We start from the raw sequence: 14,931 nt of genomic DNA on the forward strand, positions 1-14,931 counted from the left end.
CGCAGTGAAAAGACGGCTCAGACCGTTACCCGCACCACGTCGAGGCTCGCCGCCGTCGTCGCACGCCCCTCCACCCGGCCGGAGTCGACCAGCCGGTTGTCGCGGTAAAGCGCATAGGCTGCGGGAACCAGCCGCGCGCGGGCGCCCCTTTCCCAGCGGATGGACGGGCTGGTCATCGCCTTCAGGCGCGTGCCGTCAGCGAGTTCCACGTCCACCATGATATGGCTGCCGAAATCGGTCGAGCGCAACACGGTTGCCCCCGCCTCCCCGTCGGTCGCGGCAAGGCCGAGCGCTTCGGGGCGCACGGCCAGCACCGCCGGCCCATCCTGCACACCGACGGCGATCGACACATGCGGATGACGGAAAGTGCCGCCTTCGACATTGGCCGCGATGAAGTTCATCTGGCCGATGAAGCCGGCCACGAACTGGGTCTGCGGGTTGCGGTAGATGATGTCCGGGGCATCGGCCTGTTCACACTGTCCGTTGCGCAGCACCACGATCCGGTCAGCCATGGCGAGCGCTTCGTCCTGGCCGTGGGTCACGAAGAGCGTGGTGATGCCGAGCCGCTGCTGGATGTCGCGCACCTCCTCGCGCAGCCGCTCGCGCAGATGCTGGTCAAGGCTGGCGAAGGGTTCGTCCAGCAGCAGGATCTTCGGCTCCAGCACCAGCGAACGGGCGAGCGCCACGCGCTGCTGCTGCCCGCCGGACAGCTGGAAGGTCTGGCGATGGCCGTAGCCGCCAAGCCCGACAAGCTCCAGCGCCTCCTCCACCTTGCGGCGGATTTCGGAGCGCGGCAGCCGGCGCAGCTTGAGGCCGAAGGCGATATTGTTGAACACGTTCATGTGGCTCCACAACGCATGGCTCTGGAACACCATGCCGGTCGGGCGCCGGTCGGGCGGCAGGCGGCTGACATCCTGCCCGTCGATGCGGATCGCACCCGAGGTCGGCTGCTCGAAGCCGCCGATCATGCGCAGGATGGTCGACTTGCCGGAGCCGGATGGCCCCAGCAGGCAGACGAGTTCGCCATCTGCCACATCCAGCGAAAAATCATCGACCGCCACGGTGCTGGCGAAGGACTTGCGCAGGCTCTCGATCGTCAATCTGGCCATGGTCTACTCTTTCATGATTGCACGGCGCCTCAGGCGCCAAATCCCTTGGCGAAGGCCCCGGTGCCGATGACGCGGCGGGCAAACATCAGGGCGATGAAGGACGGAACCCACAGGATCACGGAGAGCACCGCGCCGTACTGGATCACGACCTGATTGTTGATGAAGTTGATCATCAGCACCGGCATGGTGCGGATCTGCGGCGCGCCGATCAGCCAGGCGCCTTCGGTCTCGTAGAAGGTGGAGACGAAGGTGAGCAGCACGGCCGCAAAGATCGTCGGGCCGGCCTGTGGCAGGGTGATCGACCAGAAAACGCGCAAGGGTCCGGCGCCAACATCGCGCGCTGCCTCTTCCATGCGCCGGTCCACCGCCTGGAAGGCCGCGACCGGGATCCAGATCATCAGCATCAGCGTGCCGACCAGCTGGATCAGCACCACGCCCCAGAAGGTGGCGATCAGGTTCAGCTGCAGGAAGATCGCCGCGATTGCCACCAGCAGGCCGAATTTCGGAAAGGCATGCGAGGCAAGGAAGGACAGGAAGAACAGGTCGCGGCCCGGAAACTTCATCCGCGCGAAGGCGTAAGCCGCCGGAAGGCAGATCAGTGCGGAGAGCGCCGTCACTGTCGCCGACAACCTGAGGCTGATCGACAGCGCCTCCCATACATCGGCGCGCGACAGCGTCTGGTCCCAGAAGCGCAGGCCGAATTTCTGCGGGATCACCGAAGGATAGCGCCACACCTCGGTAAAGGCCCAGGTGAAGACGACGAGAAGCGGCACGGCGATGACGATCGCCAGCAGGATCGTGAAGGCCAACCCTGTCCAGTCGAAGCGGCCGGAGGTGGAGGAATACGTCCGGATCATCTGCTCTGGCTCCTCTGGTTGCGGGCGATCGACCAGACATAGAAGATGCCGAAGAACAGGCAGAAGACGAAGGAGATGACGGCCTGCGTCTTGGCGTTCAGCGGATCGTAGAGATCGTTGAAGGTGCGCAGCATGAAGGGACCCATCATTTCCGGCGAGGCCGGGCCCAGCACGTAAGGCAGCGTGAAGGAGGAAAAGATGCCGAGCACGGTGAAGGAGATCGTCACCAGGATGGAATTGCCCATGCGCGGCAGGATGATGTGCCAGAAGACGCGGATCGGACCGGCACCGACATCACGCGCCGCCTCGACGGCGCTGTTGGAAATGCCGGCGAGACCGGCCGTCAGCATCAGCACGGTCAGCGGCAGGTTGTCCCAGACAAGCCCGATCACCGGACCCCAGGGGGTGAGATAGGGGCTTGGGATCTTGGGCAGGCCGACGGCATTCAGCAGGATGTCAACCGTGCCGTTCGGTCCGATGGTGCGGATCAGCGCATAGGACAGGATGATCGACGGAACGAACATCGGGAAGATCGCGAGGCTCTGCACCAGATCGGCGAAGCGGCTGGTGGAAAAGCGCAGGTAGAGCGCAATCGGCAGGCCGACGAGGAGCAGCAGCACGGCGCAGACGCCGGTGGTCCACAGCGTCAGCGCCAGATTGGCGCGGCTATAGGGGTCGGAGAAAAAGAACCGGTACGAAGCCGTGCTGAACTGCACGCCGTCCGTTGCCTCGACGAAGAGGGTCGAGACGATGGCGGCGATGATCGGGTAGATGATCAGCCACCCGACGAGAAACACCGGAAGGGCAACAAGGAGGAGGCCTTTCAGCCCCCTCCCGATTGCCGGCTCGGATCCACCGGTGGCGGACGCAGTTGCCGTGTCTGCCATGATCAGCCGCGTGCGAGACCGGTCGCCACGTTGCGGTACCAGCCGTCATTGATGGCTGCATTCCAGTCGCCGCCCGGGAAGGTCGGGATGGAATTCGGCACGACGTCCTTGTACTTCTCGCGCAGGTCGGCTGCGACGTTGTCCCAGGTCACGCCCGGGAAACCGCCGATCTGGGTGATGACGGCCGACTGCATCTCGCTCGTCAGCAGGAAGTCGGCAAGCTTGAGGGCCGCATCCTTGTTGGCGCCGTTGGAGAAGACCGTCAGTCGGGAGAAGCCGCCGCAGAGCGCGAGGTCGGTCAACTGAACGAGGCCGGTCGTTTCCGGCAGAACGCCCTGCGACATGGCCTGCAGCACCTGGTCCGACCAGACCGGAACCATGGTGACGACGCCCTGCGAAAGGAGCTGGATCGACTGGGTGTTGCCGGAGGTATAGGCGCCCTTCTCATACAGGAAAGGAGCCATGTCCTTCAGCACGGCCCAGGCCGGCGTCAGCGACTTTTCGGCATAATCGGCCGAGAAATTGGCGATGGTGAATTTCGACGGATCGCGACCGTTCACCTCGTGGATGGCGCGACGAACGAAATTGCCGCCGGAGCCGCCCTTGTCCGGACGGTTGTAGATGAACTGGCCGGGGTTCTTCTTGACCCAGGCAACCAGCTGTTCCCAGGTCTTCGGCGCGTCCTTCGGGTCGAGCTTGGTCTTGTCGTAGGCGAGCAGGACCTGCGAGCCGCGATAAGGCAGCTGCTGCGGCATGTCGATTGCGGCGCGGTTGATCTTGCCGTAGCTCGGCACATTCTCGGCCGAGAAGGTGACCCAGAGGCCGGCCTCGACGCCGCCGGCCGGCAGGCGCGCATCGAAGTTCTCGAAGACGTCGGCCTGCGGATCGGCCTTGCTCTTCAGTGCGGCCAGCGCACGGTCGGCAATGGCGCGAAGGCCGTTGTCATCGCCGGCATCGACCAGCTTCACCTTCATGCCGGGATTGGCCTTCTGGAAGGCCGGAATGATGGTGTTGTTCCAGAAATCGATGATGTTGTTGTCCGAGCCGCTGTAGACCTGGATCGTCTTGTCGTCGGCGAGAGCGAGGGAAGGAAGGGCGCTGGCTGCTGCAACGGCAGAGCCTGCCGCCAGGAATTCGCGTCTGTTCATGGGTCTGTCTCCGGATGTGGGACGGCCTGGCCCGCTTGTCCGGGCCGGCGATAACGCGGCGACCCTAGGCAGGCTGAATGACAGCTGGATGATCGTTCGATGACAGTTCCTTGTAATTTGCACAGCTGTGCGAACTTTTTGGAGCGGCGACGATGCATGCGCGGGCCGGGCGGAATGTCAGCCGGGCCCCAGGAATTGCGTGCGGCAATAAGACTTCATTAGCAAAAACGAAATATCTTGGATCAACCATGCAATTGATGGCGTCGAACAGACTGTCGACGGCATGATGCCGTATCCAAGCAAAGCGCCTGCATTTTCGCGCGGCACATCCGGCCGACCGCGTCTCAAGCCCGGCGCAGGATCGAACGGCTATTCTGGCGGACAATCGATTGGCTTGACCTGCAACCGAAGTTCGGAGACTTCCGCCCATGAGCGTGCCCCAGACCACCACCGGCGACGAACTGCTGGAGATCATCGCCTTCCGGCTGCATTCCCAGGAATTCTGCGTGCGCACGACCTCCATCCGCGAAATCCGCGGCTGGGCGCCGGTGACGCCGCTGCCGCATGCGCCCTATGACGTGATCGGCGTGATGAACCTGCGCGGCACCGTCATCCCGATCGTCGATCTCGCCGTGAAGCTCGGCATGCCCAACACGGAGGTCAACGAGCGCAGTGCAATCGTGGTGACCGACATCAAGGGCATGACCGTCGGCCTGCTGGTGGATCGCGTATCCGATATCATGACCATCCCGTCGAGCCGCCTGCAGCCCGTACCAATGGCGGCGGGCTCCAGTTCCGCCTTTTCCGACGGGATCATCGCCCATGACAGCGGCATGATCTGCTTCCTCAACCTGGAACGGATGTTTGCGCTCGATGACGCCGACGACTGGGGCATGGTGGCCTGAGGCCGCCCCGACCCTTACCGGACGCCACCGGTGAACGGGCGCCCCGCGGCGCCCGTTGTCGTTTGCGCCGGTATCAGAAGCTTGCGGCGAGACGGCGGTGAATGGCCGTCAGTCCGCCGAACTTGCGTTCGTTGAGCTGGCGCTCCCAGCGCAGGGCAGTCGCGACGATGTGGTCGAGATCATCATGGCGCGGCGTCCAGCCGAACAGGCGGCGGGCGCGGGTGGCGTCGGCCACGACCGACGCGGTATCGCCGGCGCGGCGCGGCGCATAGCGCACCTCAAACGGCCGCCGCTCCACCCGCATTACCGCATTGAGCACGTCCAGCACCGAGTAGCCGCGGCCATAGCCGCAATTGGCGACCTGTGGCTGGCCACCGCGCCGGAGGTAGGCGAGCGCCTTCAGATGCGCCTCCACCAGATCGCTGACATGGATGTAGTCGCGAATGCCGGTGCCGTCGGGTGTCGGATAATCGGTGCCATAGACATCGACCCCGCTGCGCAGACCAAGGGCCGCCTCGCAGGCGATCTTGATGAGATGCGTGGCGCCTTCGGTGGAAAGGCCCGCCCTGCCGGCGGGATCGGCACCGGCGACATTGAAATAGCGCAGCGCCACATAGCGGAAATCATGGGCGGCGCTCGCGTCGCGCAGCATCTGCTCGGCCATCAGCTTTGACTGGCCATAGGGGTTGTTCGGCAGCGTCACGGCGCTTTCGGTCACCGGAACGCCATCCGGCACCTCGCCATAGACGGCAGCCGTCGAGGAGAACACGAAATGCCGGATGCCAGCCTGAATGGCGGCCGCCGCCAGTTGCCCGGTCTTGGCGCTGTTGTTGTCGTAATAGTCGAGCGGATGCAGCACCGATTGCGGCACCACGATGGAACCGGCAAGATGCAGCACGGCATCCACGGCATTTTCCGCGAAGATGCGAGCCAGCAGATCCCGGTCGCCCACATCGCCGAGATAGAAGCGCGCCGGATCGGGCACCGCCCAGCGAAAGCCGGTGGACAGCCTGTCCAGCACCACCACCTCCTCGCCCGCGTCGAGCAGGGCCCAGACCATATGGCTGCCGATATAGCCGGCGCCCCCGGTCACAAGAACTGCCATGGTTCGATGCTCCTGCCTGATGTTTCGGCGCATCGAACCATGCGGGACCTTCACCGCGCCTTACCGGCAAAGCCTCATGCGGAGCATTGTTTGCGCAAGGGAAAACGGAGGATTTCCGCAATCGCTCGCATTTGACGGATCAAGGCGTGGCGGGCGCCCGCCCTACAGTTTGGCGATATAATCCGCCAGCCGGCCGGCGGCTTCCTCGATCTGTTTCGGATCACGCAGGAAGCAGGCGCGCAGGAAGGCACCGCCACCCGGACCGAAGGCGGTGCCAGGTGCCAGCCCGACCAGCGTCTTGTCGACGATATCGAAGGCGCCGGCGCGCGGATCATCGATGCCGTCCACCTTCAGGAAGGCGTAGATCGCGCCGTCCGGCTTGCGGGTCTGCACGCGATTGGTGGCGATCAGCGCGTCGCAGAGGAGATCGCGCGAGATGCGGGCCCGCTCGATATTGGAGCGCAGGAAATCGTCGCCCTGGTCAAGGGCCGCGATCGCGCCGCGCTGCATGAAGGGCGTCAGCCCGGAGCTGGAATACTGGATGAGGTTTTCCAGCACCTGGCCGATCGACGGCGGCGCCACGATCCAGCCGACACGCCAGCCGGTCATCGACCAGTTCTTGGAGAAGGAATTGGCGTAGAGAATGCGGTCGTCGGGCGTCGAGATGTCGAGGAAGGACGCGGCGCGATCGCCCTTGTAATAATAGAGGGCATAGATCTCGTCGGCGATGATCCACAGCCCGTGCTGGCGGGCAAGCGCCAGGATGGCTTCCAGATCCTCGCGCGTCGCCGTCCAGCCGGTCGGGTTGGAGGGGGTGTTGATGAACAGCGCACGGGTGCGCGGCGTGATCGCCGCCGCAATCTTCCCGACATCGAGCGACCAGCCGCCATCAACGAAATCCACCGCGACCGGCACGGCACCGGCGCCGGCAATGCCGATGGCCGCCACAATGTTCGGCCAGCTCGGCGTCAGATAGATGATCTCGTCGCCCGGCGCCGTCAGCGCCTGGACGCAGAGATTGATGGCATGCATGCCGGAGCTGGTGGCGAAGAAATGCTCCATCGGCAGCGAGACGGAAAAATGCCGCTCGTAGTAGCGCGACAGGGCCTGACGCAGTTCGGGAAGACCGCGCTGCCAGGTGTAGAAGGTCTCTCCCGCGTCGAGCGAATCCTTGGTCGCCTGATTGATGAAGGCGGGGCTCGGCAGGTCGCCTTCGCCGGCCCAGAGGGGTATAAGCCCCTGGCGCCCGCGGGCATAGTTGACCAGTTCGACGATCCCGCTCTGCGGGGCGGCAAGCGCACGCGCGCTCAGGCTTTCCAGAAGTGTCATAAAATGGGTCTCCAGCTCACCGCCCTCATAGCGCAGGGCGGTGGCAAAATCCCATGAGTTTCGGTGAGCGGCAGATCGAAATCCGTGATGTTTGCCGAAGAACGATCCTCAGCGCGATTTCAGCAGGTCGCGAATCTCGGTGAGAAGCTGCACATCGGCCGGCGGCGGGGCGGCGGGCGCGGCCTCGGCCGACTTCTTGTCATCCATGGCCCGGATGCGGTTCACGGCCTTGACCATCAGGAAGATGATCCAGGCCAGGATCAGGAAGTTAAGGACCACCGTCAGGAACTTGCCATAGGCGAAAACGGCTCCTTGCGCCTTGGCTGCCTCCAGCGTCGCCGCCGTGACCCGGTCGTTCAGCGGAATGAAATAGTTCGAGAAATCGAAGCCGCCGATAATGACGCCGACCACCGGCATCACCACGTCGTTGACCAGCGAATTGACGATGCCCGTAAACGCGCCGCCAATGATGATACCGACCGCAAGGTCGATCACATTGCCTCGGGCAATAAAGGAGCGGAATTCGGAGATCATCGACATGGGGGCCTCTCGGTGTCGGGTGGCAGATGCCGCGAATATATATCCTGGGCCGCAGCGGGGAAGATGCTGATGGTGAAGAAGCCGGCATTGGACTTTTTGGCGAGGTCCGCCTTCATTTCCAAAGGACGCGGTTTGGCCTAAGATCGGCGCGGAGAGGAAGCCGGTCGCGGAGGTGCCATGCTGCCTGGCTGGGTGATATTTCTGGCGGCCTGCGCCTATATCCTGCTGCTGTTTGCCGTGGCAAGCTATGGCGACCGCAGAAGCAGGCGCTTCGGCGTGCCGAAAAAGGGCCGGCCGATGGTCTACGCCCTCAGCCTTGCCGTCTACTGCACCTCCTGGACCTATTTCGGCGGCGTGGGGCTTGCCTCCGAGCGGGGGCTGGAATTCACCGGCATCTATATCGGCCCGATCCTCGCCTTCACGCTCGGGCTGCCGCTGGTGCGCCGCATCATCGAGCTGGCCAAGGCGGAAAAGCTCACCTCGCCGGCCGATTTCATTGCCGCCCGCTATGGCAAGAACTCCTCCGTGGCGCTGATCGTCGCCATCATCTCGCTGGTGGGGGCCATTCCGTATATCGCGCTGCAGCTGAAGGCCGTCTCCAGCTCGGTGGCGGCCATGGTCGATCCCTCGGCCTATGGCATCGGCAGCGGCAACCTGCATTTCATCGATCTCGCGCTGATCGTCACGCTGATGATGGCCTGTTTCGCGGTAATGTTCGGCACGCGCCATACGGATGCGACGGAACACCAGGACGGGCTGATCCTGGCGGTAGCGATGGAATCGGTCGTCAAGCTGCTGGCCTTCGTGACCATCGGCCTGTCGGTTCTGTATCTGATGTTCGACGGGCCGGCGGACCTGTGGCGGCAGGCGGCACAGAACCCGCTGGTGGAACAGGCGCTCGGCTATCAGACGCCGCTTCCTCGCTGGCTGCTGCTGATCGGGCTCTCCGCCTTCGCCATCATCATGCTGCCGCGCCAGTTCCATGTCACCGTGGTGGAAAACCGCACCCAGGCGGAGCTGAAGATGGCGAGCTGGCTGCTGCCGCTCTATCTCGTCGCCATCAACATCTTCGTGCTGCCGGTGGCGCTGGCGGGGCTCATCCGCTTCGGCGGCACCGGCAATGCGGATCTTTACGTGCTGCAGCTGCCGCTGTCGCACCAGATGGACGTGGTAACGCTGATCGCCTTCATCGGGGGCTTCTCGGCGGCAACCGCGATGGTGATCGTCGCCTCCGTTGCACTCTCGATCATGATCTCCAACGACATCGTGATGCCGATCTTCCTGCGTCGCAAGCTGATGACCTCCAGCGGCCAGCGGGCGGATTTCGCCCGGCCGCTGCTGCGCATCCGCCGCACGGCCATCTTTGTCGTGCTGATGCTGGGCTATGCCTATTATCGGGCAGCAGATTCCTCCTCCGGCCTTGCCTCCATCGGCCTTCTGTCCTTTGCAGCGGTGGCGCAGATTGCACCACCGCTCTTCGGCGGCCTGTGGTGGCGCCGGGCCAATGCCCGCGGCGCGGTCGCCGGCATGTGTCTCGGCTTCTTTGCCTGGGCCTACCTGCTGTTCCTGCCGAGCCTCGGCGGGCAGGACAATTCCGCGATTGCGGCGGCGGTGCTCGATTTTCTCGTTCCGGGCACCGGCCTGTTTTCCGGCCCCGGCGCCGATCCGCTGGTCAATGCCGTCCTGCTCAGCCTGATCGTCAACAGCCTCGCCTTCGTCGTCGGCTCGCTGTCACGCAATCCGCGACCGGTGGAGCGCATCCAGGCCGGCATTTTCGTCAAGCGCCATCTGCGCTCCCAGTTTGCCACCCGCGGCTGGAAGACGCGCGTCTCCGTCGGCGACCTGAAGGCAGCGATTGCCCGCTACCTCGGCGAAGAGCGCATGCGCCGCTCCTTCGCCAATTACGAACGCACCGCCGGCCGCAAGATCGGCGATCGCGAAGCCGCCGACATGGCCTTCATCCATTTCTCCGAGCAGCTGCTGGGCAGCGCCATCGGCTCCTCCTCGGCGCGGCTGGTGCTGTCGCTGATCCTGCAGAAGGCGGAGGATACCAATTCCGACACGGCCTGGCTGCTGGACCAGGCGAGCGAGGCCCTGCAATACAACCAGGACATCCTGCAGACGGCGCTGTCGCAGATGGACCAGGGGGTCGCGGTGTTCGACAGCCAGGAACGGCTGGCGATATGGAACCGTCGCTTCCGCACGCTGCTCGGCCTGCCGGAACAGGTGGGCCAGGTGGGCTATCCGCTGAGCGACATCGTCGGCATCCTGACCGATCGCGGCGACATTCCCGAAGAGGATGCCCAGGCCGTCATCGATCGGATCAAGACGCTCGACACGCCCTTCCCCCTGGTGCTGAACGGCGGCGCCCGCATCATCGAAGTGCGCTCCAACACCATGCCCGACGAGGGCATCGTCGCCACCTTCACCGACATGACGGAGCGCGTGGCAGCCGCCCAGGCGCTCAGGCAGGCAAACGAGACGCTGGAACAGCGGGTGGAGGAACGCACCGCCGAACTGACACGGGTGAACCGCGAACTCGCCGAGGCGCGCGCCGCCGCCGACGAGGCCAATCTCGGCAAGACGCGCTTCTTTGCCGCCGCCGGCCACGACATTCTCCAGCCGCTCAATGCGGCGCGGCTCTATTCCTCGACGCTGGTGGAACGGCTCGGCCAGTCGGAGAACAGCGCGCTGGTACGCAACATCGATTCCGCGCTGGAATCCGTCGAGAGCATCCTCGGCGCCGTTCTCGACATTTCCCGTCTCGATACGGGCGCGATGAAGCCACGTGTCACCTCCGTACCGCTCGATGATCTTCTGCGTCGCATAGAGACGGATTTCGCGCCCGTGGCGCGGGAGAAGAACCTGAAATTCAGGGTGATGCCGTCCTCGCTCAGCGTCAAGACCGATCCCAACCTGCTGCGCCGGCTGGTGCAGAACCTCGTGTCGAACGCCATCAAGTACACGATCAGCGGCAAGGTGCTGGTCGGCGCACGCCGGCGGGGGCGCGAGGTGGTGATCGAGGTGCTCGATTCCGGCATCGGCATCCCCTCCTCGAAGTTCAAGACGGTGTTTCGCGAATTTGCCCGCCTGGACGAAGGTGCACGCACCGCCGCGGGCCTCGGCCTCGGTCTTTCCATCGTCGACCGCATTTCCCGCGTGCTGTCGCATCCGGTGGAACTTGCCTCGACGCCAGGGCGCGGCACGATCTTTCGCGTGCGCATGCCGCGCGACATGGGCCGAACGCGCTCATCCACACCGGAAAAGCCCAGTCCTGCCCTGCCCCAGCCCCTCTCCGGCCTCGGCGTGCTGTGCATCGACAACGAGCCGAAGATCCTGGAGGGGATGGAGCTCCTGCTCTCCGGCTGGGGCTGCCGCGTCACCTCGGCCCGTTCGCTGCAGGAGGCCGAGCAGAAGCTTGCCGGCATGGACGTGCAGCCGGCGATCCTGATTGCCGATTACCATCTCGATGAGGGCACCGGCATCGAGGCGATCGTTCGTCTGCGCACGCTGATCGGCGAGCCCGTGGCGGGCCTGCTGCTGACCGCCGATCGCAGCCAGGAAGTGCGCGCCGAGGCCGAACGGCACGGCCTCGGCCTGCAGCACAAGCCGGTGAAGCCCGCGGCGCTGCGTGCCTATGTGACCCAGGCCGCCGGCATTCGCCGCGCCGCCGCGGAATAGACCCGGTCGCCTCACGCACCGGCGTTAACGATCTGTTCATGACGCCAATGTGAAGAGGCGCACCCCCAAACACAATCCGAATCACGGGAACCCGCCTCGCTTACGCCGCGTTACTGGGGAAATTTCCTGCCCGCAGAGGCACCACGGACCGACCGGCGCGAGCCTTCGGCGCCCGCAAGACGGAGACTCGACCGATGAAACGCTATGACCTGATTGACGGGATGCGGGGCTATTTCCTCGTCTTCATGCTGATCAACCATCTGGTTTTTGCCGGCGGTTACTGGCTCGTGAAGATCAACCACAACCAGCTGGCCTTCGTGGAGGATGCGCAAGGCTTCGTCTTCCTGTCCGGCCTGCTGATCGGCATGGTCTATGTCCGCAAGATGGCCAAGAACGGCTATGAGGCCGGCCGCAATGCCATCTATTCGCGCGCCTTCGAACTCTACCGCTATGCCATGGGGATCGTGCTGTGCGTGCTGGCCGCGCAGATGCTGCTGCCGGGCGCCTATTACATCTGGTACAACTGGCTGGGCTACACGAACTTCGACGATCCGCTGCGGCTTGCCGCCATCGCCAGCTTCGTCTTCCAGCCGACCTTCATGGACATCCTGCCGCAATACATCATCTACATGCTGTTTGCCCCGATGCTGGTGAAGCTCGTCATCGACGGCAAGTGGGCGCATGTGATGGCCGGCTCGCTGATCCTGTGGATGGCCGGCCAACTGGGCCTGCAGAAGGTCGTCACCGACCCGCTGAACCAGTTCTTCATGCGGCCGGACGACCAGGGCATGCGTGCTTCCTTCAACCTGCTCGGCTGGCAGATCGTCTTCTATTCCGGCCTTGTGCTGGGTGCGATGACCTCGCTCAACAAGATCGAGTGGGGCCGCATCTTCTCGCCGGAAAACAGCTACATCCCGACGATCAGCGGCCTGATCTGCGCCTTCTTCCTGCCGCTGCGCATCATGACGGCCAACGGTCTCATGCCGGCGGACCTGGCGGCGAAGTTCGCGACCATGGAAATCCGCGCCGATTTCGGCCCGGTCTACCTCGTCAACTTCGCCGCCGCCGCCACGCTCATGACCTGGATGATCATCGCCGGGCCGAAGCACAAGGCCGCCTGGGTGCGGCGGATCGCCGGCGCCATCAACTGGGTCCTGTCGCTGAAATTCCTGCAGCTTCTGGGACGCCACTCGCTCTATGTGTATGTGTTCCATGTCGGGATCGTCTATGCGGTCTACTACTTCGACGGCCGCACGCCGGAACTGTCGGAACTGACGAAGACCGCGATCGCGGTGTCGTGCATCGCCCTGCTGGCGATTCCTGCCCTGTGGCGCGAACGGGACAAGTGGCTGCCTGCCCTGACCGGCAGCGAACCGGCCCCGCAGCCGGCCAAGCTGGCGGCGGCCCCGGCGCGACGCTCGCCCGCCAAGCCTCAGCCCCGCCCGACGACCGCCTGATTACCTGTTCCGTTCGAACAGACAGTGCAGGGCGGCCTGATGATGCGGCCGCCCTCAGCCGTTGCGGCGCCTGGCTCGCGTACCGGGCGGGGTCACACGGCCGAAGCGCGCTAAGCCAGCACGCTTGCCGCGCGCATGGAAAAATGGACCACGAGACCGGAGGGTTCGTAGGAGAAGGTGCATTCTCCGCCGAGCCCGGCCGACATGCGGCGCACCAGATCGGTGCCGAAACCCTGGCTGCCCGGCTCCGAAACGGTAGGACCATTGCGCTCGCGCCAGATGAGATCGATATGCTCTCCCGTCTGTTCCGTCTCCTGGCCTTCGGGCTGGTAGCGGCGCCAGGAAACGACGATCTGCCCGGCATCCTGCGACAGCGCGCCGTATTTCAGGGCATTGGTGCCGAGTTCATGGATGATGAGGCTGAGCGCGATGATCGTTGCGCCGTTCAGGTTCAGGCGCGGCCCGTCGAAGACCAGCCGCTCGCCCTCCGACAGGCCGAGCGGCGACAGCGTTGCCAGCAGTGCCTCGCGCATGTCGGCGCTTCCGCCGTGCAGGGAACCGCGCAGCAGGGTGATGGAATGCCCCATGGCCTGGATGCGCTGGCGCAATTGGCTGCCGAGCTGGGCGGGCGTCGTCGCATGGCGTTGCGACAATGCGATGAGGCCGCTGGTGGTGGCCAGCAGGTTCTTCATCCGGTGATCCACCTCTTCGGAAACCAGTTGCTGGAGCTGCAGATTGTAGGCCAGATCATCCCGCGCCCTCACCTGCGACGCATAGGCCGCCAGCAAAAGCTGCAGCAGACCGAGATCGATGGCGATCACGAAGAAGAAGAAGGCAAGGGCCGTGATGGAAGGCACCGTCAGCGCGAAGCTCTCCGTCGGCGCGATGAACCAGTACCAGGCCACCAGCGCCGAGAGCATGGTGTTCATCAGCGCCGGATACATGCCGAAGCAGAAGCCGGTAAGGATGACGGCGGGAAAGAAGGTCAGGTAGGGAAAGCCGGGCGGCAGATAGTCATCGACCAGGAAACGCATGGCCACCGCCACCACCTCGATGACCAGCGACATGGCAAAGGCAAACAGCCGCTCCCGCACCGTCATGCTCTGCGTCGTGGAGCGGAAGGCAGGCAGGCGCGACAGAAGCTGCACGAGGCGATTGTCCCGCGCCGCCAGGCGGCTGAGGGCGGCGGCGGATCTGGCGGCAGCGCTGGCCGTGCCCGGCTGGCCTTCGCGTGTGTTCGACATACTCAAATCCCCGAAGGCCGGAAGAAGCCCTGCCTGAGCCGTGGCGAACCCAGGTTGCTGTTTCCAATGCAAAAATGCGGTATGGCCACTATCGCAGCCGCTCGAAAAACCGCAACAGGAAAACGCGACGGGACCTTTCGATCGCCGTGCGGCAGCAGCCCGACCTTCTACCCTGGCAACTGGCTGCGCCGGCTGGCGCACGCAAGAGATGAATGCGCCGGACAGAACCGTTCGTGCCCTCACCGGTCGTGACCTCGCCTTGCTCCTTGTCTAGTCTTGGTGCCCTCACAGCCCGGAGGCCATCATGTTACGCGGTATCGCGGCCCTGCTTTTCTTCCAACTCATCGGCGAAAGCCTCGTCTTCCTGACCAAACTGCCGGTGCCCGGCCCCGTGGTGGCGCTGGTGCTGCTCTTCTGCGCCCTGCAGCTGGGCCGCAGCATGGGGCGCGGCCCCTTCCCCCGCATCGAGGGTGTCGCGGAGGCGTTGCTCGCCAATCTCGGCCTGCTCTTCGTGCCGGCCGGCGTCGGCATCGTCTCGCTCTGGGGCGTGATGCGCAGCGAGGCCGGCCCGATCGCGCTGGTGCTGGTGGCCTCGGCCATCATCACGCTTGCCGCGACGGTGTGGACGTTCATCGCCGCTCGCCGCTATTTCGACCGGAAGGGCTGAAC

General features: G+C 64.5%; 12 protein-coding genes. 4 read left to right on the forward strand and 8 right to left on the reverse strand.

Features of this window, described 5'->3' with window-relative positions:
- Positions 1–17: 17 nt before the first annotated feature.
- The 4 genes from KLP42_RS19000 to KLP42_RS19015 are packed head-to-tail and all read right to left on the reverse strand — an operon-like array spanning position 18 to position 4,001.
- Positions 18–1,109: an ABC transporter ATP-binding protein gene (locus tag KLP42_RS19000; RefSeq protein WP_215568521.1), complete on the reverse strand. Its 1,092-nt coding sequence runs from the start codon at positions 1,107–1,109 to the stop codon at positions 18–20.
- Positions 1,110–1,138: 29 nt separating this feature from the next.
- Positions 1,139–1,966, reverse strand: coding sequence for an ABC transporter permease (locus KLP42_RS19005; protein ID WP_215568522.1), 828 nt, complete (start codon positions 1,964–1,966; stop codon positions 1,139–1,141).
- Positions 1,963–2,853 (reverse strand): ABC transporter permease, encoded by an 891-nt coding sequence (locus KLP42_RS19010; protein ID WP_215568523.1) that lies wholly within the window; start codon positions 2,851–2,853, stop codon positions 1,963–1,965. The genes KLP42_RS19005 and KLP42_RS19010 overlap by 4 nt, the downstream gene beginning before the upstream one ends.
- 2 nt (positions 2,854–2,855) lie before the next feature.
- Entirely contained in the window at positions 2,856–4,001 is a 1,146-nt protein-coding gene (locus KLP42_RS19015; protein WP_215568524.1) for an extracellular solute-binding protein, read from the reverse strand.
- A gap of 428 nt (positions 4,002–4,429) precedes the next feature.
- Here KLP42_RS19015 and KLP42_RS19020 point away from each other — a divergent pair, with 428 nt between their 5' ends.
- Positions 4,430–4,906 (forward strand): chemotaxis protein CheW, encoded by a 477-nt coding sequence (locus KLP42_RS19020; protein ID WP_215568525.1) that lies wholly within the window; start codon positions 4,430–4,432, stop codon positions 4,904–4,906.
- Positions 4,907–4,979: 73 nt separating this feature from the next.
- Here the strand turns inward: KLP42_RS19020 and galE are convergent, their stop codons facing one another.
- The 3 genes from galE to mscL all read right to left on the reverse strand — a co-directional run bounded on the left by galE (position 4,980) and on the right by mscL (position 7,874).
- A complete protein-coding gene (gene galE / locus KLP42_RS19025) occupies positions 4,980–6,011 on the reverse strand; it encodes a UDP-glucose 4-epimerase GalE (RefSeq protein ID WP_215568526.1) in 1,032 nt (343 codons plus the stop codon).
- Positions 6,012–6,173: 162 nt separating this feature from the next.
- The gene (locus tag KLP42_RS19030) at positions 6,174–7,340 is read right to left on the reverse strand and encodes a pyridoxal phosphate-dependent aminotransferase (RefSeq protein ID WP_215568527.1); all 1,167 of its coding nucleotides are present in this window, start codon (positions 7,338–7,340) and stop codon (positions 6,174–6,176) included.
- Between the two features lie 108 nt (positions 7,341–7,448).
- Positions 7,449–7,874 (reverse strand): large conductance mechanosensitive channel protein MscL, encoded by a 426-nt coding sequence (gene mscL / locus KLP42_RS19035; protein WP_215568577.1) that lies wholly within the window; start codon positions 7,872–7,874, stop codon positions 7,449–7,451.
- Positions 7,875–8,057: 183 nt separating this feature from the next.
- Between mscL and KLP42_RS19040 the strand changes: the two genes are divergently transcribed.
- Entirely contained in the window at positions 8,058–11,561 is a 3,504-nt protein-coding gene (locus KLP42_RS19040) for a PAS domain-containing hybrid sensor histidine kinase/response regulator (protein WP_215568528.1), read from the forward strand.
- Positions 11,562–11,755: 194 nt separating this feature from the next.
- On the forward strand, positions 11,756–13,018 hold the full coding sequence (locus KLP42_RS19045; protein ID WP_215568529.1) for an OpgC family protein: 1,263 nt from the start codon (positions 11,756–11,758) through the stop codon (positions 13,016–13,018).
- Positions 13,019–13,128: 110 nt separating this feature from the next.
- Here KLP42_RS19045 and KLP42_RS19050 read toward each other — a convergent pair whose 3' ends face one another.
- Positions 13,129–14,262 (reverse strand): sensor histidine kinase, encoded by a 1,134-nt coding sequence (locus KLP42_RS19050; protein ID WP_215568530.1) that lies wholly within the window; start codon positions 14,260–14,262, stop codon positions 13,129–13,131.
- A gap of 304 nt (positions 14,263–14,566) precedes the next feature.
- Between KLP42_RS19050 and KLP42_RS19055 the strand changes: the two genes are divergently transcribed.
- Positions 14,567–14,929: a CidA/LrgA family protein gene (locus KLP42_RS19055; protein WP_215568531.1), complete on the forward strand. Its 363-nt coding sequence runs from the start codon at positions 14,567–14,569 to the stop codon at positions 14,927–14,929.
- Positions 14,930–14,931 lie beyond the last annotated feature (2 nt).

This window comes from Rhizobium sp. CSW-27, from assembly GCF_018760785.1.
Classification (GTDB): domain Bacteria; phylum Pseudomonadota; class Alphaproteobacteria; order Rhizobiales; family Rhizobiaceae; genus Neorhizobium.